This window comes from Actinomadura sp. NTSP31 (assembly GCF_041951385.1).
GTDB lineage: Bacteria > Actinomycetota > Actinomycetes > Streptosporangiales > Streptosporangiaceae > Spirillospora > Spirillospora napierensis.
On the sequence record NZ_JBGNUT010000010.1, the window covers coordinates 83,264 to 106,382 of the forward strand.

22 protein-coding genes are annotated in these 23,119 nt (G+C 72.7%); 12 read left to right on the plus strand and 10 right to left on the minus strand.

What is annotated here, in order from left to right; all coding sequences use genetic code 11:
• Window position 1: 1 nt before the first annotated feature.
• Window positions 2-1,186: a CaiB/BaiF CoA transferase family protein gene (locus tag ACA514_RS18735; RefSeq protein ID WP_375042447.1), complete on the minus strand. Its 1,185-nt coding sequence runs from the start codon at window positions 1,184-1,186 to the stop codon at window positions 2-4.
• A gap of 79 nt (window positions 1,187-1,265) precedes the next feature.
• Between ACA514_RS18735 and ACA514_RS18740 the strand changes: the two genes are divergently transcribed.
• Entirely contained in the window at window positions 1,266-2,783 is a 1,518-nt protein-coding gene (locus ACA514_RS18740) for a class I adenylate-forming enzyme family protein (protein ID WP_375042448.1), read from the plus strand.
• Window positions 2,784-2,826: 43 nt separating this feature from the next.
• Entirely contained in the window at window positions 2,827-3,606 is a 780-nt protein-coding gene (locus ACA514_RS18745; RefSeq protein WP_375042449.1) for an SDR family NAD(P)-dependent oxidoreductase, read from the plus strand.
• Between the two features lie 15 nt (window positions 3,607-3,621).
• Here the strand turns inward: ACA514_RS18745 and ACA514_RS18750 are convergent, their stop codons facing one another.
• Window positions 3,622-4,428 (minus strand): FadR/GntR family transcriptional regulator, encoded by an 807-nt coding sequence (locus ACA514_RS18750; RefSeq protein ID WP_375042450.1) that lies wholly within the window; start codon window positions 4,426-4,428, stop codon window positions 3,622-3,624.
• Between the two features lie 109 nt (window positions 4,429-4,537).
• Between ACA514_RS18750 and ACA514_RS18755 the strand changes: the two genes are divergently transcribed.
• From ACA514_RS18755 to ACA514_RS18780, 6 genes are all read left to right on the plus strand, one after another.
• The gene (locus ACA514_RS18755) at window positions 4,538-5,683 is read left to right on the plus strand and encodes an acyl-CoA dehydrogenase family protein (RefSeq protein ID WP_375042451.1); all 1,146 of its coding nucleotides are present in this window, start codon (window positions 4,538-4,540) and stop codon (window positions 5,681-5,683) included.
• Window positions 5,684-5,691: 8 nt separating this feature from the next.
• Window positions 5,692-6,660 carry an acyl-CoA dehydrogenase family protein gene (locus ACA514_RS18760; protein ID WP_375042452.1) on the plus strand — a complete coding sequence of 323 codons (969 nt, stop codon included), beginning with the start codon at window positions 5,692-5,694 and terminating at the stop codon, window positions 6,658-6,660.
• A gap of 35 nt (window positions 6,661-6,695) precedes the next feature.
• A complete protein-coding gene (locus ACA514_RS18765; protein ID WP_375042453.1) occupies window positions 6,696-7,889 on the plus strand; it encodes an acyl-CoA dehydrogenase family protein in 1,194 nt (397 codons plus the stop codon).
• On the plus strand, window positions 7,886-8,965 hold the full coding sequence (locus ACA514_RS18770) for an acyl-CoA dehydrogenase family protein (protein ID WP_375042454.1): 1,080 nt from the start codon (window positions 7,886-7,888) through the stop codon (window positions 8,963-8,965). The genes ACA514_RS18765 and ACA514_RS18770 overlap by 4 nt, the downstream gene beginning before the upstream one ends.
• 120 nt (window positions 8,966-9,085) lie before the next feature.
• Window positions 9,086-9,457 (plus strand): DUF2255 family protein, encoded by a 372-nt coding sequence (locus ACA514_RS18775; RefSeq protein WP_375042455.1) that lies wholly within the window; start codon window positions 9,086-9,088, stop codon window positions 9,455-9,457.
• Between the two features lie 121 nt (window positions 9,458-9,578).
• A complete protein-coding gene (locus ACA514_RS18780; protein ID WP_375042456.1) occupies window positions 9,579-10,874 on the plus strand; it encodes an FAD-binding oxidoreductase in 1,296 nt (431 codons plus the stop codon).
• 52 nt (window positions 10,875-10,926) lie between these two features.
• Here ACA514_RS18780 and ACA514_RS18785 read toward each other — a convergent pair whose 3' ends face one another.
• From ACA514_RS18785 to ACA514_RS18795, 3 genes are all read right to left on the minus strand, one after another.
• On the minus strand, window positions 10,927-12,192 hold the full coding sequence (locus ACA514_RS18785) for an amidohydrolase family protein (protein WP_375042457.1): 1,266 nt from the start codon (window positions 12,190-12,192) through the stop codon (window positions 10,927-10,929).
• An 81-nt stretch (window positions 12,193-12,273) separates the two neighbouring features.
• Window positions 12,274-12,603 carry a hypothetical protein gene (locus tag ACA514_RS18790; protein ID WP_375042458.1) on the minus strand — a complete coding sequence of 110 codons (330 nt, stop codon included), beginning with the start codon at window positions 12,601-12,603 and terminating at the stop codon, window positions 12,274-12,276.
• Window positions 12,604-12,620: 17 nt separating this feature from the next.
• Window positions 12,621-13,904: an aromatic ring-hydroxylating dioxygenase subunit alpha gene (locus tag ACA514_RS18795; protein WP_375042459.1), complete on the minus strand. Its 1,284-nt coding sequence runs from the start codon at window positions 13,902-13,904 to the stop codon at window positions 12,621-12,623.
• 201 nt (window positions 13,905-14,105) lie between these two features.
• On the opposite strand from ACA514_RS18795, the gene ACA514_RS18800 reads away from it, so the two are divergent.
• Window positions 14,106-15,986: a hypothetical protein gene (locus tag ACA514_RS18800; protein ID WP_375042460.1), complete on the plus strand. Its 1,881-nt coding sequence runs from the start codon at window positions 14,106-14,108 to the stop codon at window positions 15,984-15,986.
• 72 nt (window positions 15,987-16,058) lie between these two features.
• On the opposite strand, the gene ACA514_RS18805 is transcribed toward ACA514_RS18800, so the two are convergent.
• Together ACA514_RS18805 and ACA514_RS18810 are read right to left on the minus strand one after the other, a co-directional pair.
• Window positions 16,059-16,367 (minus strand): DUF1330 domain-containing protein, encoded by a 309-nt coding sequence (locus ACA514_RS18805; RefSeq protein WP_375042461.1) that lies wholly within the window; start codon window positions 16,365-16,367, stop codon window positions 16,059-16,061.
• A 19-nt stretch (window positions 16,368-16,386) separates the two neighbouring features.
• Window positions 16,387-17,325 carry a cyclase family protein gene (locus ACA514_RS18810; protein WP_375042462.1) on the minus strand — a complete coding sequence of 313 codons (939 nt, stop codon included), beginning with the start codon at window positions 17,323-17,325 and terminating at the stop codon, window positions 16,387-16,389.
• Window positions 17,326-17,480: 155 nt separating this feature from the next.
• Here ACA514_RS18810 and ACA514_RS18815 point away from each other — a divergent pair, with 155 nt between their 5' ends.
• Genes ACA514_RS18815 through ACA514_RS18825 form a run of 3 tightly spaced genes read left to right on the plus strand, consistent with a single transcriptional unit; the run spans window position 17,481 to window position 20,040 of the window.
• On the plus strand, window positions 17,481-17,924 hold the full coding sequence (locus ACA514_RS18815) for a nuclear transport factor 2 family protein (protein ID WP_375042463.1): 444 nt from the start codon (window positions 17,481-17,483) through the stop codon (window positions 17,922-17,924).
• Window positions 17,925-17,935: 11 nt separating this feature from the next.
• On the plus strand, window positions 17,936-19,066 hold the full coding sequence (locus tag ACA514_RS18820) for an acyl-CoA dehydrogenase family protein (RefSeq protein ID WP_375042464.1): 1,131 nt from the start codon (window positions 17,936-17,938) through the stop codon (window positions 19,064-19,066).
• Window positions 19,063-20,040, plus strand: coding sequence for an acyl-CoA dehydrogenase family protein (locus ACA514_RS18825; RefSeq protein WP_375042465.1), 978 nt, complete (start codon window positions 19,063-19,065; stop codon window positions 20,038-20,040). The genes ACA514_RS18820 and ACA514_RS18825 overlap by 4 nt, the downstream gene beginning before the upstream one ends.
• A 63-nt stretch (window positions 20,041-20,103) precedes the next feature.
• Here the strand turns inward: ACA514_RS18825 and ACA514_RS18830 are convergent, their stop codons facing one another.
• From ACA514_RS18830 to ACA514_RS18840, 3 genes are read right to left on the minus strand one after another with little or no spacing between them, the layout of a single operon-like run.
• Window positions 20,104-20,895, minus strand: coding sequence for an enoyl-CoA hydratase/isomerase family protein (locus ACA514_RS18830; RefSeq protein ID WP_375042466.1), 792 nt, complete (start codon window positions 20,893-20,895; stop codon window positions 20,104-20,106).
• Window positions 20,892-22,022, minus strand: a complete 1,131-nt coding sequence (locus ACA514_RS18835; RefSeq protein ID WP_375042467.1) for an acyl-CoA dehydrogenase family protein — start codon at window positions 22,020-22,022, stop codon at window positions 20,892-20,894. The genes ACA514_RS18830 and ACA514_RS18835 overlap by 4 nt, the downstream gene beginning before the upstream one ends.
• A complete protein-coding gene (locus ACA514_RS18840) occupies window positions 22,009-23,061 on the minus strand; it encodes an acyl-CoA dehydrogenase family protein (protein ID WP_375042468.1) in 1,053 nt (350 codons plus the stop codon). The genes ACA514_RS18835 and ACA514_RS18840 overlap by 14 nt, the downstream gene beginning before the upstream one ends.
• Between the last annotated feature and the right edge of the window lie 58 nt (window positions 23,062-23,119).

Sequence of the window (23,119 nt, forward strand, 5' to 3'; positions counted from 1 at the left end):
CTCAGTTCTTCTCGCCGTTGACGAGTCCGCCGAGCCGCCGGGCTTCGTCCACCACCTCCGCCGTGTGGGCGCCGAGCCCGGGCGCGGGACCGGCGATCCGGCCCGGCGTCCGGGAGAACCAGGCCGGCGTGCCGGGAAAGCGCGTCGGCCCGTTCGGGGTGTCCACGGTCTCGAAGAAGCCCACGGCGTTCAGGCGCGGATCGTCGAAGAGTTCATCGAGCGTGCGGACCGGCGCGGCGGGAATGTCCAGCGACCGGAGCAGATCCAGCCATTCCCGGGTCGTTCGGCGCGTGAAGGTCTCCGCCAGCAGGGCATAGACGGTGTCGATCTGCCGTGCCCGCTGTTCGAGGGTGGCGAACCGCTCGTCCGCCCACTCGGGCTTGACGGCGGCCACGAACGCCGACCACTGCTTGTCGTTGTAGACCAGCGCGGATATGTGGCCGTCCTGCGTGCGGTAGGGCTTCCTGTTGCGCGAAATGGCGCGCGGGTACACCGCGGGACCCAGGGGAGGGGTGAACATCGCGCCGTTGGCGTGCTCGACCAGCATGAAGGACGCCATGGTCTCGAACATGGCGACCTCGACCTCCTGGCCCTCGCCGGTCCGCTCGCGGTGGAAGAGCGCCATCATGGTGGCGTACAGCGCCGTCATCCCGGCCACCTTGTCGGCCATGATGGTCCCGACATAGCCGGACTGCCCGGTCAGCTGTTCCTGGACGAATGGCAGCCCGCATTCCGCCTGGATCGTGTCGTCGTAAGCGGTGCGGTCGGCGTCGGGACCGCGGCGGCCGTACCCGTAGCAGTTCGTGTAGACGATCGACGGGTTGAGGGCGGCCACATCGTCATAGCCGAATCCCAGGTCGGCTATCGCCTTAGCGCGCATCGAATGGATGAACACGTCGCCCTGTTCGATGAGCCCGCGAAGGGTGTCCTTGCCTTCGCCGGAACGCAGATCCAGTACAACGCTGCGCTTGCCCCGGTTCACGTTGACGAAGACGCCGCCCATTCCCGGTTCCGGCCCGACGGAGATGTAGCGGGTGTTGTCGCCGGCGGGAGGCTCGACCTTGATCACGTCCGCGCCCATGTCGGCCATGATCTGGGTGCAGTACGCGCCCATGACCATCGCCGTGAGGTCGACTACCCGGACTCCTGACAGCGGTCCCGGATGGCGTTCACGCTCGTCTGGCATCGGCCACTCCCACCGGATCGTCGCGCTTCGCTCGCCGCGATGCTATCAATCCTTGCAAGGATAGTGATATCAAAGGGTCATGAGCAGCAGGGAGACCGCAGCCGACCTCCCCCTTTCCATCGCCGCGGTGCTCGACGCCCCGCTCGCCGCGCGCCCGCACGCGACGGCGGTCGAGGCGGCGTCCGGTGCCTGGTCGTACGCGGAACTGGACGACCGCGCCCGGCGCGCCGCCGGCGCGTTGTGGTCGCTCGGCGTGCGTCCCGGCGACCGGGTCGCCGCGAGCCTGCCCAACGACCTGGACATCGTCGCGGCCTTCCACGGGGCCCAGCGGATCGGTGCCGTCTGGACGGGGATCGGGGAAGCCCTCGTGGCGAGCGAGCAGGAGGAACTGCACGGCATCTGCGATCCAGCGGTCGTCCTGGCCGGACCGCGCTGCCGGCTGGGCGTCCCGGGCCGTATCGACCTCGACCGGTGGGCGGATCTCATGGCCGGGGACGAGCCGGCCCCGCGGGTCGAGCCGGACCTCGACGCCCCCGCCGGGATCGCGTTCACCAGCGGGACGTCGGGGCGTCCCAAGGCGGTCGTGCACAGCCAGCGCAACCTGCTCCTGCCGGGCGCGGTCCTCGTCGGCACCCGCGGGTGGGGGCCGGAACTGCGCAAGGGCGACAGCTTCCCGCTGACGATCCTCAACCTGCTGGTCCTGTCCACCCTGCTCACCGCGCAGGCCGGCGGGTGCGCGGTCGTGATGGACCGGCGTGACGTCGAGGGCGTGGCCGATTGGATCTCCACGCGGCGCGTCACGGTGTGGAACGCCGCCCCCGCTCAGCTGTACGACCTCGCCGCGCGTCCTGAAGTCGACCTCGGCCCGCTGCGGGAGGTGTGGAGCGGCGGCGGTGACACGCCGGACGCGCTGCGCCGGGCGTTCGCCGAAACGCACGGGTCGGTGCCCCGCTCGACGTACGGACTGACCGAGGCGCCGACGGTCGTGTCGATCGACCCGCCGGGGGAGGAGTGGCGACCCGGCGCGAGCGGCCGGGTGCTGCCCCACCTCGACGTCGCCGCCTACGACGACGAGGGCCGCCGCCTCCCCGCGGGCGAGCTCGGTGAACTGCGGCTGAGCCCTGCCGTCGACGGGCCCTGGGCCGGTGCGTGGACGCCGCTGCTCGGGTACTGGGAGCAAGGCCGCGTCCGCCCCCCGGAGCCGGGTCCCGTGCCGACCGGGGACGTCGGTACGGTCGACGGCGACGGATGGCTGACCGTGCTGGACCGCAAGAAACTGGTCATCGTCCGGGGCGGGGCGAACGTCTACCCGCTCGAGGTGGAGCGAGTGATCATGACGCATCCCGGCGTCGTCCGGGTGGCGGTGTGCGGGGTGCCCGACGAGCGCCTCGGGCAGCGGGTGGCCGCCGTGGTGCAGAGCTCCGGTGCGCGGCTCGACGCCGGGGCGCTCACCGAGGCGTGCCGGCGCGAACTCGCCTCCTACAAGGTTCCGGAGATCTGGTCGCAGGTCGACGCGCTGCCGGTGAACGCCATGGGGAAGGTGCAACGCGCCGGGCTTGCCGAGCTCGTCGCACGGCACGCGCCTTCCCGCGACTGAAAGTCCTGTGACGGCCGGCATTCTGCGAGGAAAGGAGGTTCGCGTGGCGCCGGACAGCGACGCGGCCGCACAGAGGATGTTCGGCCTCGACGGCCGGGTGGCGATCGTGACCGGAGCCTCCTCCGGGCTCGGCGCCGCGGTCGCCGGGGCCCTGGCGGAGCTCGGCGCCCGGGTGGCCGTGGTGGCCCGCCGCCGGGACAGGCTCGACGGCCTCGCCGAGGAGATCGACGGCCTCGCCGTCGCGTGCGATCTGTCCGATGCCGGCATGGTCGGGACGGTCGTGCCCGCGGTGGCCGACGGCCTCGGGCCGCCGGAGATCCTCGTCAACGCCGCCGGCGGCATGTTCACCGAAGAGCGCGCCGAATCCGAACCGCTCGACGCCGTCCGCCGGACCCTGGACCTCAACCTGGTGGCACCGTTCCTGCTCGCTCAGGCCGTCTTCCCCCATATGCGCGCCGTCGGACGTGGCTCGATCGTCAACGTCTCGTCCATCAGCGGCCGGGTCGGCATCCCGGGGATCCCGCAAGCGTCCTATGCCGCGAGCAAGGCCGCGCTGTCGGGCCTCACCGCCGAGCTGGCGGTGCAATGGGCTCGGCATTCGATCCGGGTGAACACGGTGGCGCCGGGCTTCTTCCGCAGCGAGATCACCGGCCCGCTCTACGAGAACGAACGCCCGGCCGAGTACCTGCGCCGCAACACGCCGCTGCCGAAGGAGGGTGGCGCCGGCGACATCGTCGGCGCCGTCGTCTGGCTCGCGGGCGACGCCGGGAGCTACGTCACCGGGCAGACGGTCGTCGTCGACGGCGGATGGACCGCCCGGTAGCGGACCGGCCCGCCGTCAGTGCCGCGCCGGGAGGCTGGAGTGGATCGCCCGCCGGGCGGCGGGCGACGCGGCGTTCACGACGCCGTCGTCGAAGTGCTCGAGAAGCAGCGCCTGCGTCGCGTTGAGATGGGCGCAGGCGTGCCGCTCGGCCTCCCCGGCGCGTCCGGCGGCGATGTCGTCGACGATCCGGCGGTGGGTGCGGACGGCCGTCATCGCCTCGTCGCGGGTGGGGTACTCGCCGCGCCGGGTCAGCGCCTCCGCCCACGCCTCCTCCTGCGCCGACCACAGCGCGACGAGGCTGCCGACGACGTGCCGGACGGTCGCGTTCGGCGTGAACGCGACGAGCAGGTCGTGGAACTCCCGCGCGAGCTGCGTGAACGCCACGCCGTCGTCCACCAGCGCGGTGCACTTCTCGATATTGGCGCGCAGGACCGGGACGACCTCCTCCGCGCGGTCCTCCCGCCGGGCGCACTCGGCGGCGCAGATCGGCTCCAGCATCCGCAGCCCGCCCGCGAGGTCCCCGAGCGTGACCCGGCCGCCCTGGAGCGCGAGCCCGAGATGGTAGGCCGCCGACGACCGGTCGGGGCGGTGCACCTCGGCGCCGCCGACCTTGCCGCGGCGGACCGTGACCAGGCCCTCGGTCTCCAGGATGCGGATGGCCTCCCTGATCGAGGGGTAGCTGACGCCGAACTCCCGCACCAGCTGGTCCTGGGTCGGGAGCGTGTAGTCGTCTTCGCCGCCCAGGATGCGCGTGCGCAGCTCGGCGGCGACGGACTCGGCGATGCGGTGCTGGGGGACGCGGGTGCGTCGGGTGGTCGTCACGCAGGCGGCTTCCTGTGCAGGTTCGGGGACCGGACGCCTCAGTGTAACCAGTCAGGACAAGGAAACTCAGTATTGCAATCCTTTCAAGGATTGAAATAACGTCGACGCCATGGACTTCACGATGGGACCGTCCGCCCGGGCCCTGCGCGGTGAGCTGCGCGGGCTGGTGGACGAGCACGTCCCACCCGACTTCCTCGGAGCGTTCACCGACGATCCGGCCGATCTGGAGATCGCCCAGAGCTTCTGCAGGCTGCTCGCCGAACGGGGCCTGCTGTGCCTGGCGTGGCCCGAGCGGTACGGCGGCCGGGGCGCCTCGGTCTGGGAGCAGACGGTCGTCCGCGAGGAGATGTGGGCCCATCACGAACCCAGGGGCGCGCAGTACATGGGGGTCAACTGGGTCGGCCCGACCATCATGCGGCACGGCACGCCGGAGCAGCGGCGCAGGCACCTGCCGCCGATCGCGCGCGGCGAGGTCATCTGGTGCCAGGGCTTCAGCGAGCCCGACGCGGGGTCCGACCTGGCCGCGGTGCGCACCGCCGCGCGGCGCGACGGCGACGGCTGGCGCGTCTCCGGTCAGAAGATCTGGACCTCCTATGCCGCGATGGCCCAGTGGTGCTTCCTGCTCGCCCGGACCTCCACGGGGGACAGGAAGCAGCACGGCCTGACGGTCTTCCTGGTGCCCATGGCGGACCCCGCCGTGGAGGTGCGGCCCATCCCGTCCATGATGGGGCCGCACCACCTCAACGAGGTCTTCTTCAGCGACCTGCGGGTGACCGAGGGCGACGTCCTCGGCACCGTGGACGAGGGCTGGGCGGTCGTGCAGGAGGTGCTGGCGTTCGAGCGCGTGGGCATCGCCCGCTACGCCCGCTGCGAGCGCCTCCTGCGGGCGGCGCCGTCGGTGCTCGGCGACCGGTGGGCCGGCCTGCCCGCGGAGCTGCGCGGACGGTGGGCGCGGATGCTCACGCATTGCCGGCGCGCCCGGCTGCTGGCCTACCAGGTGGTGTCGACGCAGAGCCGGGGCACGGTGCGTCCCGGCGACGCGGCGGCGTACCGGATCGCGGTGACCCGGCTCGACCAGGACAGCGCCGAGGTGCTCATGGAGATCGTCGCGTCGGCCGCGCCGGACGGCGCGGAGGCCCGCCGGTTCCGGCTCCAGGTGGAGGACCACTGGCGCTACTCCCGGGCGTCCACCGTCGCGTCGGGGAGCGTCGAGATGCAGCAGATCCTGCTGTCCCGAGCGCTCCTGGCATCGTGACCGGCCGCATGGACACGGCGAGCATGGACATCGACCTGAGCGAAGAGGCCGCCGAGTACGGACGGCAGGCGCTGCGGGCGTTCGAGGCCGCCGGAGGCGACGAGCTGGTCCGGACGGCCGAAGGGGACGCCAAGCGCAGGGGCGCCCTCGTCGCGCCGGTGCTGGACGGGCTCGGCGCCTGGGACCTCGACCCTCGTGGCGACGCGGGGGAACTGGAGGCGGCGGCCGCGCTGTGCCGCGGCGCGGGGTACTGGGCCGTCCCCTTTCCGGTGGCCGAGCGGCTCGCCCGGCCCGCCGACCTCGACGCCGACGGGCTGCTGGTGGTCGACGACGCCCACCCCGCCGGCGCCGTGGAGGGGCTGGACCTGCGCTGGGTCGCGGTGACGCTGGACGGCCGGCGCAGCGTCGCCGTCGCGCGGTCACCGGACGCCCCGCCCCGCACGTCGGCGTTCGTCACCGGACTCGACCTGCGGCCGGTCGACGGCGGCGGCGCGCTGGACGCGGCGCTCGGCCTGGTCCTGCCCTGCTGGACCCTCCTCGGGATGCTCGACCGGGCGATGAGCCTCACCCGGGAGCACGTGCTGGTCCGCGAGCAGTTCGGGCAGGCGCTCGCGCGGTTCCAGGGCGTACGGTTCCAGCTCGCCGAGGCGGAGGTCGAGCGCAGCGGCGTCGAGGTGCTGGCCAAGTACGCGCTCTGGAGCGTGCAGAGCCGCCGCGACGAGGCGCTCGACGACGCGCTCGCGCTGCGGCTGGCGGCCGTCGAGGCGGCCGAGGTCGTGTTCCGGATCGCCCACCAGTTGCACGGTGCCCTGGGCTTCTGCGACGAGGCGGTCCTGTCGTGGCTGTCCCGCTACAGCCAGCCGCTGCGGCGCCTGCCGCTGGGCCTGTCCGGGACGCGCGAGCGGTTGACGGACCGGCTGGAACGGCGCGGCCTGACCGGACCGTTCGGTGACCTGCCGGCGCGGGCAGCGCCATGACCGGGGCCGTGCAGGCCGGGTCTGCCGCTACGGCGGTGAGGGATCTCGACGAGTTCCGTGCTTCCGTGCGCCAGTGGTGCCACGAGCACGTTCCCGCCGATTGGCGGCGAGCGCAGACGGGCGTTCCGGAGGAGGAGTTCGTCGCGTTCCAGAAGGCGTGGTTCCAGGAACTGCGCCGTGCCGGGTTCGCCGTTCCGCACTGGCCGCGCGAGTGGGGAGGCGGGATGGCGGTCGCTGAGCAGATCGTCCTGCACCAGGAACTCGCTGTGCACGACGCGCCGCGGCTCGTGCTGGCGTTCGTCGCGATCCACCACGCCGCCGCCACGCTGCTCGCCGCGGGCACCGACGAGCAGCGCCGCCGCCATCTCCCCGCGATCCTGGACGGCGAGATCTGGGCCCAGGGCTTCTCCGAACCCGGGGCCGGGTCCGACCTGGCCGCGCTCAGGACCACCGCCCGCAGGCGGGGCGGCTCCTATGTCGTCGACGGTCAGAAGGTGTGGGCGAGCGGCGCGGTGCACGCCGACCGCTGCCTGCTGCTGGCGCGCACCGATCCCGATGCCCCGAAACGGCACGGCATCTCCTATTTCCTCTTGGACATGAGCGCGCCCGGGATCGACGTCCGCCCGATCCGGCAGGCGACCGGCGAGTCGCACTTCTGCGAGATCTTCCTCGACGGCGTCGTTGTCCCCGCGTCCGACCTGGTGGGGCGGGAGAACGACGGCTGGCGGACGGCGCAGGAGACGCTGGGCGCCGAACGCGGCATGACGATGCTGGAGTTGGCCGAGAGGCTCGGCAACGCCGGCTTCCGGTGGCTGGTGGAGACGTGCACCCGCCCGGGCCCCACGGGTGCGCGTCCCATCGACGACTCCCTGGTGGCCGACCGGCTCGCCGCGTTCGAAACCGAGCTCACCGGTCTCCGCGCGCTCTGCCGCGAGCTGGTGGAGCGCCACGACGCCGGCACCGCCCGCCCGGCCGACGCGTCCATCGTCAAGCTGTACTACAGCGAACTGCTGCAGCGGGCGACCGACTTCGGCACCGACGTCGCCGGCCCGGCCGCCCACGCCGAGCTGCGCAAACCCCTGTCCAGCGGATGGGAGTCGGGCGCCTGGGCGCTGGACTTCATCGGCTCGTGGGAGTGGACGATCCCAGGCGGGACGAGCGAGATCCAGCGCACCATCATCGGTGAGCGCGGCCTCGGGCTGCCCCGCGAACCGAGGACGGCCCGATGACCGCGGAGCTCTCCGGCGTCCATGACGAACTGCGCGCCGTGGCGCGCGACCTGCTCGGCGAAGCGGACCCGGGGCGGGAGGTCGCCTGGAAGCGGATCGCCGAATCAGGGTGGACCGGGCTCGAGGTGCCGGAGGCGCTGAACGGCGCGGACGCCACCTTCGCCGAGGTCGCCATCGTCCTTGAGGAGATGGGCCGCGCCGCGGCGTGCACCCCTTACTTGGGGGCGGTGGTCCTGGGAGTCGGAGCCCTCGCGCTGCTGGAACCGGGACCCGGACGGGACGCCCTGCTCCGCGACACCGCGTCCGGGGCCGCCGTGCCAGCCGTCGCGCTGCCGGGGGATACCGGCGCCGCGTGCGCCGAACCGTCGTTCCGGTTGGAGCAGTCGCCACAGGGACTTCTCCTGCATGGCAGTGCGGCGTTCGTGCCCGACGCGGTCGGAGCCGACCGCCTCCTGCTCCCGGCGCTCGCCCCCGGCGGGACCTTCGTTCTCGTCGACGCCGGACCGGATGCCGCCGGGCTCAGCGCGGCGGGACAGCCCCTCCTCGATGCGACCCGGCACTTCGGCCATGTGACCGCTGACGGTGTGCCGGTCGAGGAGGACTCGGTGCGGCGGTTCGCCGGCGACCCCGAGGCGGCCCTCCGCCGCCTGGCCGACCGGGCCGCCGTCGCCCTGGCCTGCGACAGTCTCGGGCTCAGCGAGGCCATGCTGGACGCCACGGTCGCCTACGCCGGTGTACGGGAGCAGTTCGGCCGTCCCATCGGCTCGTTCCAGGCCGTCAAGCACGCGTGCGCCGACATGCTCGTCCAGATCACCGTGGCACGCCGTCTTGTCGAGGCCGCCGCGGGAGCCCTGTCCTGCGGCGACCCCGAATCCGGAGTGTCGGCGTCGATGGCGAAGTCGTACGCCTGCGGTGTGGCGGTGGACGTCACGGGCAAGGCGATGCAGTTGCACGGGGGCATGGGCTACACCTGGGAGAGCGGCATCCACGTCTACCTGAAACGCGCCGCGCTCAACCGCTCCCTGTTCGGTTCCCCCTCGTCCCACCGCCGCCGCATCGCCGCCCGCTACAAGTGATCACTCGGGGCGGCGCCCCCTCAGCGTCCTAGGGGCGTCAAGGTCCTGCTGCGTCCCTGGACAACGCCAATTCACTGCCAAACCGCACACATCGGCCCGTCCGCGGGGAAGCACCGGAGCATGACCACATGGAGCAGCGACGACCTGGACCGCATCGGCGACGCCCAGGAGATCCGGATCGCACCCGAGAACGGCGACGGCACCCTGCGCCCGCCGACCACCATCTGGATCGTCCGCAACGGCGACGACCTGTTCGTCCGGTCGGTCAACGGCCCCGATGGCCACTGGTACCGCACCGCCGGCGGCACCCACCGCGGCCGGATCGAAGCCGCCGGGCTGACCAGGGACGTCGACTTCGCCGCCGCCACCGACCCGGCCGTCAACGACCAGATCGACGCTGCCTACCTGGCCAAGTACGGCACCACCCCGTGGGCGGAGCCCATGACCCGGCCCGGCCCGCGCGACACCACTCTCCAGCTCACCCCCCGCTGACCGGCGCCGGCGGCGGCAGGGGCGTCGGAGCCGGTTGCGCCCCGAACTGCTCGCACCCCGTGTCGCCGCTGCAAGGATGCTAGCATCTTAGTAATTTAGCCATGATGAAGAGGGGGGCCGGATGACGAGCGCCGACCTGCGCAAGGTGATCAGAGGGCGGGTGCTGGGGCCCGGTGACGACGGCTTCGACGTGGCGCGCAGGGCATGGAACCTGACCGTCGACCAGCCCGTGGCGGCCGTGGTGGAGGCCGCGGACGCCGCGGACGTGGCCGCGCTGGTCCGTTACGCGCGGCGGGCGGGCCTCGCGGTGACCGCCCAGGCCGGCGGCCACGACGCCGCGGGCGACGTGGAAGGCGCGATCCTGCTGCGCACCGGCCGGCTGGACGGTCTGCGGGTGTCGGCGCGGGAACGGGCGGCCCAGGTCGGAGCCGGGGTGAACTGGGGGCGGGTGCTGGCGGAGGCAGGGCCCCACGGCCTGACCGGCCTGGCCGGCAGTTCGCCCGTCGTCAACGTGGCCGGGTACACGTTGGGCGGCGGTCTGTCCTGGTTCGGCCGCAGGTACGGGTGGGCCGCCGGCAGCGTGCGCGCCTTCGACATCGTGGACGCCGACGGCGACCGGGCGCGGGTGAGCGCCGCGTCCGACCCGGAGCTGTTCTGGGGGATGAAAGGCGGCGGCGGCGACTTCGCGCTGGTGACGTCGCTGGAGTTCGACCTGCATCCGGCGCCCTCGGTGTACGGCGGACGGGTGGTCTGGCCGCAGGCCCGCGCCGGCGAGGTGTTCGAGGTCTTCCGGAAGCTCACCGACGGGGCGCCGCCCGAGCTGACCGTCTGGTTCAACCGGTTCGCCTTTCCCGGGCCCCCGCCGATGGTGGCGCTGGATCTGACCTACCTGGGCGATCCGCGCGAGGGCGCGGCCCTGGTGCGCGGCATCGAGGAGATCGGCGGCGCCATCAGCGACGGCCGCGGGGTCGTGCCGGTCGCCGACCTCGGCGCAATCGCCGCCGAGCCGACCGCGCCGGCCGCCTCGCTGCCCCGCGCGGAGCTCCTGACCCGCCTGGACGAGGACCTGGCCACCGAGCCGATCGATCCGCTGCTCTCCATCCAGGTCCGGCACCTGGCCGGTGCGCTGGCGGAGCCGGGCTCCGGCGCGAGCGGAGCCCTGCCCGAGCCGTACCTCCTCCAGATGGTCGGCACCGGACCGGACCCGGACCGTGCGCGCGCCGTCCGCGCCGCGCAGGCCCGGATCGTCGAGCGGTTCGGGGCCGTCATCGCGGGCCGCAAGCCGTACACGCTGCTGACCCCGGGGGAGACCGCGGCCGACGCGTTCGCCGGACCGGTCCTCGCCCGGTTGCGCGAGCTGAAGCGCGCACGCGACCCGCACGACGTCTTCCGCGCGAACCACCCCGTCCTCAAGTAGGCGGCCGGCAAGCGCCCCCGTGACGACTGGAGCCCGTCCGTCCGGGGATCCGTCAGTCCCCGGGGCGCGGGTCGTCGTGGCGGTACACCTGGCCGCCCTTCATGACGAACCGGACGTCCTCCAGCACGCCGATGTCGGCGAGCGGGTCGCCGGGAACCGCGATGACGTCGGCGAGCAGGCCTTCCGCCAGGCGCCCGCGGTCGGTGGCGTCGACGAGGTCGGCCGCGACCGTCGTGGCGGCGCGGATCGCCTGGAGCGGCGTCATCCCGCGCTGGACCAGCGCGAGCAGCTCCTTGGCGTTCTTCCCGTGCGGGATGGCGGGGGCGTCGGTGCCGCAGGCGATCTTGACGCCCTTCTCGATGGCCCTGCTGATCGTCGCCCGGGACCGCGGGAAGACGTCGGCGGCCTTCTCCTGGAGTTCGGGCGCCGCCCGCGAGACGTCCATGCCGTCGGTGAGGTAGGTGGTCGCCACCAGGAACGTCCCGCGCTCGATCATGAGGTCGAGGGTGTCGTCGCCCGCGAGGAACCCGTGCTCGATGCAGTCGATGCCCGCCTCGACGGCGTTGCGGACGGCTTCGTCGCCCATGCAGTGGGCGGCGACCTTCAGGCCCGCGCGGTGGGCTTCGTCGGTGATCGCCCGGAGTTCCTCGTTGGAGTACTGCTGGGCGCCGGCGGGACCGGTGTGCGACATGATCCCGTTGGACGCGCAGACCTTGATGACCCGCGCCCCGTGCTTGATCTGGTACCGGACGGCCTTGCGCACCTCGGAGACGCCGTTGGCGATGCCCTCCTCCACCGTCAGCGGCATGATGTGCGGGGCGAACGCCTGGAACATCGTCGGGTCGAGATGGCCGCCCGTCGGCGTGATGGCGTGGCCCGCCGGCACGACCCGCGGCCCGTCGATCCAGCCGTGGTCGACGGCCTTCTTCAGCGCGACGTCGAGGAGCAGGCCGCCGGTCTGCACGAAGAGGCCGAGGTTGCGCACGGTCGTGAACCCGGCCCGGAGCGTGCGGCGGGCGTTCGCCACGGCCCGCAGCGTGCGGACGGCGGGGTCGTCCTGCACGGGGTTCAGCGGGCTGCGGTGGTCGGGCCCGCCGAGCAGCAGGTTGACCTCCATGTCCATGAGGCCCGGCAGCACCGTCACGTCCCCGAGGTCGATCCGGACCGCGTCGTCCGGCACCGAGGACGGTGCCGTCTCGGCGATGCGGTCACCGACGATGAGCAGGGAGCCCGGCTCGACGAGCTCGCCCTTGTCGATGTCGAGCAGCCGCGCGCTCAGCAGGTGGATCGGCGGTTGCGGCTTCCTCGGGCGAGCCATTCGCGCTCCTTCGGCGTCGGGTGACGGATACAGGGAAGAGCCGGGGGACGGCCGGCGGGCCGGGCCGTGGGAGGGGCGTGCTCAGACGGCCGGTTCGAGTACGGAGTCGATGCTGGACGCGCCACTGTCGGGGACCGTCGGCTGGCTCCACGCCTCCACCGGGAAGGCGACGGTCACCAGCGCGCAGAACAGCCACAGCAGATGCTTGTCCGCATCGGAGATGCCGTCGAGTTCGAGCCGCTCGAGGTAGGGCGTGGCGCTTTCCAGGCGGGGGTACGCGGCGTCATAGAAGGCCTGGAGCTCCTCCATGCTGCTCGCAATGCGCTTGGCATAGCGCTCGCGTTCGGTCGGGAGCGCCCAGTCCGCGAACGGTTCCAGGTCGGCGAATTCGGACGGCAGTTTGCTGGCCATTAGGGTGTCTCCTTCGGTCAGGACGAGGCGACCGGCGTCCCGGCGCGCTCTTGCTGGTAGTCGTCTACGTACCGGCCCGCGGTGTTGTGCAGGTGGCGCAGGAGGACCTCCTGGTCGTTGAGCGGGAAGTCCGTCACCGTCCTGGATTCGAGCATCGTCTGCGTGGCCTCCAGCGTGTTGCCGTCCTGCAGCCCGTACTCCTTGAACGAGACGACCGCGAGTTCCTGCTGCAGGCGCTGGAACGCGTTCTTCGGCGGGACGAAGTAGGCCGTCCCCTCGAAGATGTGCGTGTTGTACGAGGTCGGCCAGTAGTGGTAGGTGAGGACCCAGTTCGGCCGCCAGATGAGCAGCATGAAGTTCGGGAAGAACACGAACGAGTCCATGCCCCAGTGGGGGTGCCGGGTCGGGTTCACGCTCGGCGGCCATTCGGCCAGCCCGATGTCGGGGGCGTCCCAGGGGCCGAAGAGCCCGCTGCGCAGCGCCCGCTCGATCGGCTTGACCATCTTCTGGTCGTGCGGCGGCGCGATTCCGCCCCACGACGACACCATTCCGTGCGGGCCGTCGACGTCGTAGGAGATCGCCTCGTAGCCGTACTTCTTGATCTTCTGCGCCTCTTCGGGCATGTACTGGCCCGCGTGCAGGATCGGCGCGTGGTAGAACTCGGCGAACGCGTCGATGAACAGCTTCCAGTTGCTGCCGATCTCGGCCCGGTACTTGTGCACCTGCGTCAGCTTGTCGAAGGGGTATCCCTCGATGCCCTTTCCGAACTTGCCCAGGTATTCGCGCAGCGGCGTCGTGTTCTCGCGGTCGAGGTTCACGAAGATGAACCCCTCCCAGACCTCCGCCCGCATCGGGACCAGCCCGTAGTCGGACTTGTCCAGGTCGAAGAACTCCGACTCCTGCTGGACGTAGGTCAGGTCGCCTTCCAGGTTGTAGCCCCAGGCGTGGTACTTGCAGGTGAACTGGCGGCAGACGCCGCTGGTCTCCTCGCGCGGGAAGTTGTTCCACACGAGCTTGTTGCCGCGGTGCCGGCACACGTTGTGGAAGGCGCGGATCTCGCCGTCCATGCCGCGGACGACGATGGCCGAGGTGCGGGCGGCGTCGAGCTCCTTGGTGAAGTAGCTGCCCTTCCTCGGCAGCTGCTCCACGCGGCCGACGTTCAGCCAGGTACGCCGGAAGATGGCGTCGCGTTCGAGCTCGTAGTGCTCCGGCGTGATCGAGTCCGCGTAGGAGAGCGGCCCCTTGTCGATCTTGTAGTGCTCCGTCCAGCTGCCCTCGGCGGGCTTGGGGAAGTGCGCCATGTGGTCTGCCTCTCCGGTCGGGTCGACGTGCCGATGGTAGCAAGGATCTCTATTTATGAGAAGGTCATTCTCGCACGTGCGACGGCTCGCCGCGCCGGGACCGCTGCCGTAGCATCATGCTCGCTCTTGAGAATCCGATTCTCGGAAGGTAGGTCGTCTCGTGGCTCCTTGTCTCCCACCCCGCCCCAGGACGGAGCGGCCGTGATCCGGCTCAGCCGCAGCGCGGCGGCGCGGTCGCTCGCGCCGATCGCCGCGCTGGTCACCATCGCCGCCCTGGCCCCGTCCGCCGCCGCCCGCCCGGGCCGCGAGCCCGCCGTCGTGATCAGGGAACTGCCGCTGCCGCCGGCCGCGCCCTCGACCGCCGCCGGCGCCTGCACCGCGTCGGTCAACCCGCGCGGGACGGGCTGCCTCGACCCCGGCGCCGAGGGCGTCTCGTCGGGACCGGGCTCGCTGCCCGACGGCCGGTTCGTCCTCGCGGGCGTCACCTTCGCCGGCGCCCCGGCCGCGCCCGACCCGGCGAGCGCCTACTCCGGGCAGCAGACGATCGTCGTCCGGACCGACGGCCGCGCGTTCCCGGGCGGCGACCCGTGGAAGTGCCTGACCTGCGGCGTCCCGGCGGCCAACGCGGTCGGCCTCGACGCCGACCGCAGCTCGTACCCGCAGGGGTTCCCGGACGGGAAGAGGGTCCTCATCGGGGGCAACGTCCTGGACTGCTCGCCCTACCGCGTGACCGACCCGCGCTGCACGCCGGCCAGGACGCACATCTACCCGATCCGCTGGAACGTCACCGCCGACGGCTCGGGAGCCGGCGGAAGCATCCGCGAGCTGCGGATCAACCCCGACGGCGTTCACCTGGGCTGGAACCACGTCGTCCTCACCGGCACCCAGTACGACGAGTTCGCCTTCATGGGACGGCTCGTGTTCGACCCCTCGCCAACGACCGGCACGCCCAAGGCCCCGCGCTACGACCTGACAAAGGTCACCGAACTGTTCAACGCCGCGCCGCAGTACCAGCCCTACCGCGTCGACCCCCGCGACCCGCACCGGCTGAGCTACAACCCGGCAGGCATGATCGGCGAGTTCCGCGGGTGGACCGGCGACGGGCGTTCGGCGATCGGCATCCAGTTGCAGGAGTCGGCGAACATCGACGCGTTCGCCACCGGCAACGCCACCGGCCGGTCGCGTCCGCTGACCCGGCACGCCCAGTACACCGACCCCATCCGGGTCTCGCCCGACGACCGGTGGGCGCTCGCCATGGAAGTCGCCGGGTCGGGACGCCTGGACTTCATCTCGGCGATGCAGGGCATCCCGCCGATCACCGACCAGCTGCCCACCACCGGGCACATCTCGGGGATCCGCAACAACGGAGACCGCCGCTTCTTCCTGCCGTACCTGGTCAGCACGAGTACCGGACGCGGCACGCGCCTCAGCTACGACGGCGACCCGAACTGGAACGGCCGCGCCGACCCGACGTGGCTGGCCGATGGCACGGGCGTCGTCTGGTGGGAGTCGCTGGTCACCGCGCCTGCGTGCGGCGGGGCCAACCCGCTGCCGTGCCCTCCGTCCACCGAACCCGGTGGGCGCCGGAGCCGCCTGCTGATCGCGCGGTTCCCGGATCGCGCGCCGGCGCCCGTGCGCCGCGTCCCGCCCGTCCCCGACACCGTGGCCTGGGGCACGCCGTACACGCCGGGCGAATCCCTGCCCGTCCGGCCGCACCTCCCGGCGGGCACCTACACGATCAAGGGCAAGGCGCGCGGCTCGGCGAAGGTCGTCATCACCGAGAACGCCGGCAGGACGGCCATCGCCTCCATCCAGGCCGCCTACACCGGCTACAGCGATGACGGCGTCCACATCATCAACGGCACGGAAAGCGTCGCCGGCACGGGCCCCGCCATCGCGCAGACCCTCACCTTCCATGAAGACCTGTGGTTGAGCGGGCGTGAGACCGGTCGCAAGGTCACCAGCGAACCGGGCGGCTTCGTGCTGTCCCCGTCCTCTTTGCAGAGCGATTTCCAGGCCACCGGAACCATGACCACCACCATCGACGGCCGGACCTACCGGCAACCGGCCAACGGAACCTGATTCCTGACGCCGGGGGACGAGCACGCCCGTCCCCCGGCGTCAGCCGGGGGATCCGTGTGCGATGGCGAACGCTCATTCTCCGCCCGGGGCGGGGAATCCGGTGATGATGACGGCGTTGGTGTCGGCGGCCGCCTGCCGCAGGGCCCTGGCACTGGTGTAGGCGGCCGAGTCGTACCAGGCGCGCGCCGCCTCGACCGAGGGGAACTCCATGAGGACGGTACGGTCGCCGTGCCAGTCGCCCTCCAGGTTCTGCGGGTCCGGGTCGACCGCCAGGACGCGCGCACCGCTGCCGGCCATCGCGGGGGCGGCGGCCTTGCCGTAGGCCGCCATCGCGGCCTGGTCCTTGATGGCCTCGGTCAGGATGACGTACGCCTTGGGCATGGGGGTCTCCTCGTTGGTCTCACTTGATGGCGACGGGGTTGAGGGGCGAGCCGACGCCGCCCGGGATGTTCAGCGGGGACGCGACGAACATGCATTCGTGGACGCCGTCGGCCGCGCAGTCCTCCGCGAGCTGCTCGAAGTCGAACATCTCGCCCAGCAGGAGGCCCATGTCGCGGATGGCGAGCATGTGGAACGGGATCATCGGGCCGCCGGGGTTCGCGCCGAGCGCCTCGACGGCGAAGTTGTCGGCGCAGACGGCCGCGATCCCGTGGTCGCGGATCCAGCGGGCGCACTCCCAGGTGAGGCCCGGCGATCCGCCCTGGCCGACGTCCGCGCCGCGCCGCTGGCGGGGGTAGGTGCCAGTGCGCAGGAGCAGCACGTCGCCCGGCCGCGGGGCGAGCCGAACCGCGTCGAACGCGGCATCGAGGTCGGCCGGTCCGACCTCGCTTCCGGGCGGGAGATGCTCGACGCCGCGAAGGCGCGGGATGTCGAGCAGCACGCCGCGCGAGACGACGCCCGCCACGAGGTTCTGGATCGAGCAGTGCACCGCGCCCCACGCCGTGACGGCGTCGTCGTGGTGGCGGCCGTTGTAGAGCAGGTCGTCGTACCAGAGATGGGCGAGGGCGTCGAAGTGCGTGGACGAATGCGTTCCGAGGATCAGCATGTCCTCGGACGAGCAGAAGTCCCAGAACTCGCCCTGGGGGTTGTCGCCGCGGTACCGGGTCATCGTGTGGATCGGGTTGAAGCGCCCGCTGTCCGGGGAGCTGTACGGGCCGGTCTCGTCGGCGGGGATCGAGAGGCCGAAGGTGACGCCGCGCCGGACGGTCCCGGCCGCGGCGCTCACGCACTCCGGCGTGATCAGGTTCAGCGTTCCGCGCTGGTCGTCGTCGCCCCAGCGTCCCCAGTTGCTCAGCTCGCGGCCGAGGTCCCGGACCCCGTCCATGTCGATCACCGGCATCGGCCCGGCCTCCGCCCCAGCACGCGTGAGAATGGCATTCTCGGATGATACTGGTTTTGACGTCGAAGTCGAGATAGCATCCGGCGTGGAACGTCCGCCCCGGCGGGCGCGGGCCGGACGGCCGTCACCCTGACTCCCACCAAGGAGGTCGAAGCGTGGACAGCTCGCGCATTGCCGACATCATCGAGATCGAGCAACTGCTCGCGCGCTACGCGGTCGGCATGACGAAGGACGACGTGGACGAGGTCGTGGCCGTGTTCGCGCCGGACGGCACCTACAGCGCCTTCGGCGAGACGTACGGGGTCGGCGACTTCCCCGAACTGGTCGCCGCGGCCCCCAAGGGCCTGTTCTCCGTGGGCACGCCGGCGATCACGTTCGACGGGGACGGATCGGCGAGCGGCGAGCAGCCGCTGTGCTTCGTCGCCCAGCACGACCACTCGATGCGGATCGGCTGGTACACCGACGCCTACACCCGCACCCCGGACGGGTGGCGGTTGCGGACCAGGGCGATGACCTTCCTGCGGCGCAGCGGCGCGCGCGATTCGGGGCGCGCCCATGACCCGCTGCGTCCGGCGCCGAAGCAGAAGTCCGCGAACTGAACGCGCGCCCGATGGATCTGCAGGAGTTCCGCGCCGGCCTGGACGCCTGGCTCGACGAGCACGAGCACGAACTGAGCCCCGCGTCCGGCCCGGACGTCGCCTTCGACCAGGAGGTGGAGCACCTCTCCCTGGTCAAGCGCATGACCTACGACGCGGGCTGGATGCGCCGGGGATGGCCCGAGCGGGTGGGCGGGCTCGGCGGGTCCACGCTGATGCGCGCCTACCTCGGCGAGGCGCTGGCGTCCCGGGACCTGATCGAGCCCGGCATCTACTCGATGACCGAGGTGCTGGCCCCCACCATGATCGAGTTCGCCCGTCCGGAGTTGGCCGCGGAGACGGTGCCGCGGCTGCTGCGCGGCGACGAGACCTGGTGCCAGGGCTTCTCCGAGCCGAGCACCGGCAGCAACCTGGGCTCGCTGGCGTGCCGCGCGCGCCGCGACGGCGACTCCTGGCGCGTCACCGGCCAGAAGGTCTGGACGAGCCTGGCCCAGTACGCCCACCGGTGCGTCCTGCTGACGCGGACCGGCACGCCGGAGTCGGGCAGCCGGGGCATCACCGCCCTGTTCGTCGACATGGACTCGCCCGGCATCACCGTGCGGCCGATCCGCGCGATGCACGGCCGGGACGAGTTCTGCGAGGTGTTCTTCGACGACGTGCGCGTCCCCGTCGACCGCACGCTCGGCGAGGTCGACGGCGGCTGGGCCGTCGCGATGGACCTGCTGCCCTACGAGCGCAGCACCTCGCTCTGGCACCGCAGCGCCTACCTGCGGCAGCGGCTCGGGCACCTGCTCGCGACGGCGCCGGACGGCGCGCTCGACCCGGCCGATCTCGGCGAGGTCGTCCAGATGGCGTTCGCGTTCCACGCCCGGTCGCGCGGGACGCAGCACCGGATGGCGCGCGGCGAGCGGCTGGGGCCGGAGACCTCGATCGACAAGGTGCTGCTCGCCACCACCGAGCAGGCCGTGTTCGACCTGGCGGCGGACGCGGTGCCGGCGGCCGTCGCGGTCGGCGACGACGCGGACGCCGACCGGTGGCGCACCGGGTTCCTGTACTCGCGGGCGGCGACGATCTACGGCGGCAGCGCCGAGATCCAGCGCGACATCATCGCGCGCCGCCTGCTCGACCTCGGGACGGGCCGATGATGGACGCCGAGACCGCCGAACTGCTGGGGGAGAGCCTCGAACGGGCCTTCCGGCACGCCACCGTCGCCGCGGTCGAGGCGTCGCTGGACGAGGTCGGCTGGCGGGAGGCGCTGGCGGAGGAGGGGACCGCGGTCATCCCGCTGCTGTTCACCCGGCAGGGCATGGCGAACGCGGCCTCCGGGGCGCTGGACGACCTGGTGACGACGGCCCTCGGGCTCGCGGCCGATGCGGATACCGCGTTCGTGCTGCCGGAGTTCGGTGGGTACGCCGCGCCCGGCTCCGTCCAGGACGGCGCACTCACCGTGCGGGGCCTCGGCACCGCGCGGATGCCGGGGGCCGCCCGCGCCGTGGTGCTCGCCGCCGGGCGGGACGGCGCGCTGCACGCCTTCACCGTGGAGACGGGCAAGCTCGAGACCCGCCCCATCGGAGGCGTCGACCCCCGGCTCGGGCTGGTCGCGATCGAAGGCCGCGGCCTGCCCGCGTCCGGCGGCGCGGCGATCACGGCCGCCGCGTGGGAGGACGCGCTCGCGTCCGCACGGGCCGCCGTCGCGTACGAGCTGATCGGCGTGAGCCGGACGATGCTCCGCCTGGCGCGCGAGCACGCCGTGACCCGCGTCCAGTTCGGCAGGCCGATCGCCGCGTTCCAGGCCGTCCGGCACCGCCTCGCCGAGTGCCTGGTGGCGATCGAGGCCGCCGAGGCCGCCGCGACCGCCGCCGTCGAGACGGGCGACCGGGTGTCCCCGCTGCTCGCCGGGATCGCCAAGGCCCTCGCCGGGCGGAACGCGCGCACGGTGGCCCGCCACTGCCAGCAGGTGCTGGCCGGGGTGGGTTTCACCGACGAGCACGGCTTCCATCACTGCTTCCGGCGCGTGCTCACCCTCGACGGCCTCTTCGGCGACTCCAGGACGCTGACGCGCGAACTCGGCGAGGACCTGCTCCGCACCCGGCGCCTGCCGGCCGCGCCGCTCCTGTGAAAGACGCCGCCGGTGGCAGGGAACGGCGATCCCCTGCCACCGGCGGACCAGGCCCTGCGGCGGTCAGTCCGGCTTCTTCTGCTTGGACAGCTGCCTGTCCAGGGTCGCCCGCAGCTCGGGCGACAGGAACGACCGGTCCTCCGCGGCGATCGCGAAGTCGAGCGTGGCGAGGACGGCGCGTTCCAGGTGCAGGTTGAGAACGCGCTTGGTGTCCTCCATCGTCCGGCGGGGCAGGGCCGCGAGCCTGCGGGCGCAGGCCAGCGCGGACGCCATCACCTCGCCGTCGGGGCAGACGTGGTTCGCCAGGCCGATCTCGGCGGCCCGGCGGGCGCTGATCCGGTCGCCGGTGAGCGCGTACTCCTTGGCCAGTTGCAGGCTCGTCAGCAGCGGCCAGGTGACCGGGCCGCCGTCCGCCGCGACGAGCCCGACCATGACGTGCGGGTCGGCGAGGTGGGCGCTCTCCGCGATGTACACGATGTCGGAGAGCGCGACCAGGCTGCATCCCAGCCCGACGGCCGGCCCGTTGACCGCCGCGACGATCGGCAGCCGGCACTGCACCATCCCGGTGACGATGCGGCGCGCGTCCGCGAGGGTCTGCCGCCGCAGGCCGTCGTCCTTGGCCAGCTCGTCGATGTAGGAGAAGTCGCCGCCCGCCGAGAACGCGCGGCCCGCGCCGGTGAGGACCACCGCGCGGGCCTCCTCGTCGTCGTCGAGCCGGCCGAACAGCGCGCCGAGCCCCGCGTGCAGGGCGTGGTTGGTCGCGTTCAGCGACTCGGGGCGGTTGAGCGTCACGATCCTGATCGGCCCGTCCGCGGTGACCTCGATCTCCGGGGGCATCCCGTACGCGCCGCTCATGCGACCGGGAGCCCGAGGATCCGGGTCGCGACCAGGTTGCGCTGCACCTGCGACGTCCCGCCCATGATGCTCTGCGCCCGGCTGTAGAGATACGTCTTCAGCCACGTGTCCTCCTCGATGCCGCCGGTCAGATTGCTGATGCCGAGCGCGGCGTGCCCGACGGCCTGTTCGACCCGCGTCATCAGCAGCTTGTCCACCGAGCCCTCGGGCCCGTGCGAGGTGCCGTCCAGCCGGTCGGAGAGCCGCCGGCACACGTGCAGCCGCAGCATCTCGGCCTCGACGACCGCCCACGCCACGTCCCGGACGTTCTCCTCGGTGAACCGGCCGGGCTCGGCGCGCAGCACGTCGGCCAGCTCGTTGACCGCCTTGGTGTAGCGCGCGACGTAGCCGAGCTCGCCCGGTTCCCGTTCGTGGCTGACCACGGTCATGGCCAGCCGCCAGCCCTCGCCCGGCTCCCCGACCATGTCGGACGCCTTCGCGACCGCCCCGTCGAAGCGCACCTCGCCGAACTCCCGGGTCACCCCGTTGATCATCTTGAGCGGGCGCTGCTCGACGGCGGCCTGGTCCATCCGGAGGGCGAACGCCGACAGCCCCCTGTGCTTGGGGACGCCGGGGTCGGTCCGGGCCAGCACCAGGCACCAGTCGGCCTCGTCGGAGTAGCTCGTCCAGACCTTGTGGCCGGTGATGACGTACTCGTCGCCCTGCCGGACCGCCCGGGTGCGCAGCGCCGCCAGGTCCGACCCGGCGTCCGGTTCGCTGAACCCCTGGCACCACCGCTCCCGGCCGCTGACCAGGCCGGGCAGGAAGCGGCGCTGCACGTCCTCGCTCCCGTGCCGCATCATGCCCTGGACCAGGTAGCCCAGGCTGGGCCGCGGCGGCGCGCCGGCCTGCGCCAGTTCCTCGTCGACGATCGCCTCGTACACGCTCGGCAGGCCGTGCCCGCCGACCTCCTCGGGCCACGACAGCCCGAAGAACCCGGCGTCGTACAGCGCCCGGTGCCAGGGCGCCTGGCCGTCCCAGTACGCGTCGTCCGTGGACGAATGGGGGAGCTTCGGGTTGTGCTCGGCGAGCCACGCCCGCAGCCGTGCGCGGAACGCGGCCTCCTGGGGGGAGTCAGCGAAGTCCATCGTGCAGGCCTCCGATCTTGCGGTGCGCGATGACGCGGGCGAGGTTCACGCCCGCGTCGCCGAGCAGCTGGGTGGACAGCAGCGCCCGCCGGAGGTGGACGTGGGCGAGGCACTCCCACGTCATGCCGATGCCGCCGTGCACCTGGACGGCGGTCTCGCACACCTCGCGGGCGGCGCGGGCGCAGTAGGCCTTGGCGACCGCGGCGGCGGCGAACGCCTCCCCGGGCGGGAGGGTGTCGGCCGCCCAGGCCGCGTGCCGGGTGATGCTGCTGGAGCCCTCCGTCGAGACGAACGCGTCCGCCAGCAGGTGCTGGACGCTCTGGAAGGTGCCGATTGCCACGCCGTACTGGTGGCGGAGGCCGGCGTACCCGCGGGCCAGCTCCACCGCGCCGCGCATCGTCCCGACCAGGTCGGCGCAGGTGAGCGCCAGGGCGAACGCCGACCAGGCCTCGACGTCCGCGGCGGTGAGCGGGCCGCGGCTCGTGCCGGGCAGCCGTCCGGCCTCGGCGTCCTGAACCGTCGCGGCGGGGCGGGTGAGGTCGCGTCCCGGCGACGTGCCGGACACCGGGACGCTCGCCAGGTCGTAGCCGTGGCCGGTCCGGACGAGCGCCAGCGCGGCCGTGGCGCCCTGCGCGTCGATCGCGACGCCGGAGCAGCGCGCCTGCCCGTCCTCGACCACGGCCAGGCCGGACAGGTCGGGCCGCAGCAGGACGGTCTCGGGTTCGGCGGCGGGTTCGGTGCCCGCGCGGCGCCGCAGCTCGGCGGCCAGTGTCGGCCCCAGGAAGGACGCGTCGGCCGGGCCGCGGCCGAGCTCCTCGGCCACGATCGCGGTCTCGACGGCCGAGGCGGGCGGCCGGTTCCCGTCGCCGGCGTCGGGGACGCGCAGCTCGCGCCAGCCGGACCCGGCCAGCGCCGCGTCCAGCCGGGCGGCGCGGGGGGCGTCGGCCAGCGCGGCGACGGAGCCGGGCGCGTGGTCGTCGACGAGCCGGGCGGCCGCTTCGCGCAGCGCCCGCTGTTCGGCGGACAGGCGGACGTCCATCAGCGCTCACTCCGCGGCGCGGTGCGGGTCGCGACGGCGGCGGCCGGGAGACGGTCGG

Excerpts from the sequence above, each read along its gene's own strand:
- ACA514_RS18825 (WP_375042465.1), top strand. The coding sequence starts at position 19,063 with ATGATGGACGCCGAGACCGCCGAACTGCTGGGGGAGAGCCTCGAACGG.
- ACA514_RS18795 (WP_375042459.1), bottom strand. The coding sequence starts at position 13,904 with ATGGCGCACTTCCCCAAGCCCGCCGAGGGCAGCTGGACGGAGCACTAC.
- ACA514_RS18735 (WP_375042447.1), bottom strand. The coding sequence starts at position 1,186 with ATGCCAGACGAGCGTGAACGCCATCCGGGACCGCTGTCAGGAGTCCGG.
- ACA514_RS18790 (WP_375042458.1), bottom strand. The coding sequence starts at position 12,603 with ATGGCCAGCAAACTGCCGTCCGAATTCGCCGACCTGGAACCGTTCGCG.
- ACA514_RS18780 (WP_375042456.1), top strand. The coding sequence starts at position 9,579 with ATGACGAGCGCCGACCTGCGCAAGGTGATCAGAGGGCGGGTGCTGGGG.
- ACA514_RS18760 (WP_375042452.1), top strand. The coding sequence starts at position 5,692 with ATGGACACGGCGAGCATGGACATCGACCTGAGCGAAGAGGCCGCCGAG.
- ACA514_RS18830 (WP_375042466.1), bottom strand. The coding sequence starts at position 20,895 with ATGAGCGGCGCGTACGGGATGCCCCCGGAGATCGAGGTCACCGCGGAC.
- ACA514_RS18820 (WP_375042464.1), top strand. The coding sequence starts at position 17,936 with ATGGATCTGCAGGAGTTCCGCGCCGGCCTGGACGCCTGGCTCGACGAG.
- ACA514_RS18740 (WP_375042448.1), top strand. The coding sequence starts at position 1,266 with ATGAGCAGCAGGGAGACCGCAGCCGACCTCCCCCTTTCCATCGCCGCG.
- ACA514_RS18755 (WP_375042451.1), top strand. The coding sequence starts at position 4,538 with ATGGACTTCACGATGGGACCGTCCGCCCGGGCCCTGCGCGGTGAGCTG.
- ACA514_RS18775 (WP_375042455.1), top strand. The coding sequence starts at position 9,086 with ATGACCACATGGAGCAGCGACGACCTGGACCGCATCGGCGACGCCCAG.
- ACA514_RS18805 (WP_375042461.1), bottom strand. The coding sequence starts at position 16,367 with ATGCCCAAGGCGTACGTCATCCTGACCGAGGCCATCAAGGACCAGGCC.
- ACA514_RS18785 (WP_375042457.1), bottom strand. The coding sequence starts at position 12,192 with ATGGCTCGCCCGAGGAAGCCGCAACCGCCGATCCACCTGCTGAGCGCG.
- ACA514_RS18835 (WP_375042467.1), bottom strand. The coding sequence starts at position 22,022 with ATGGACTTCGCTGACTCCCCCCAGGAGGCCGCGTTCCGCGCACGGCTG.
- ACA514_RS18770 (WP_375042454.1), top strand. The coding sequence starts at position 7,886 with ATGACCGCGGAGCTCTCCGGCGTCCATGACGAACTGCGCGCCGTGGCG.
- ACA514_RS18840 (WP_375042468.1), bottom strand. The coding sequence starts at position 23,061 with ATGGACGTCCGCCTGTCCGCCGAACAGCGGGCGCTGCGCGAAGCGGCC.
- ACA514_RS18810 (WP_375042462.1), bottom strand. The coding sequence starts at position 17,325 with ATGCCGGTGATCGACATGGACGGGGTCCGGGACCTCGGCCGCGAGCTG.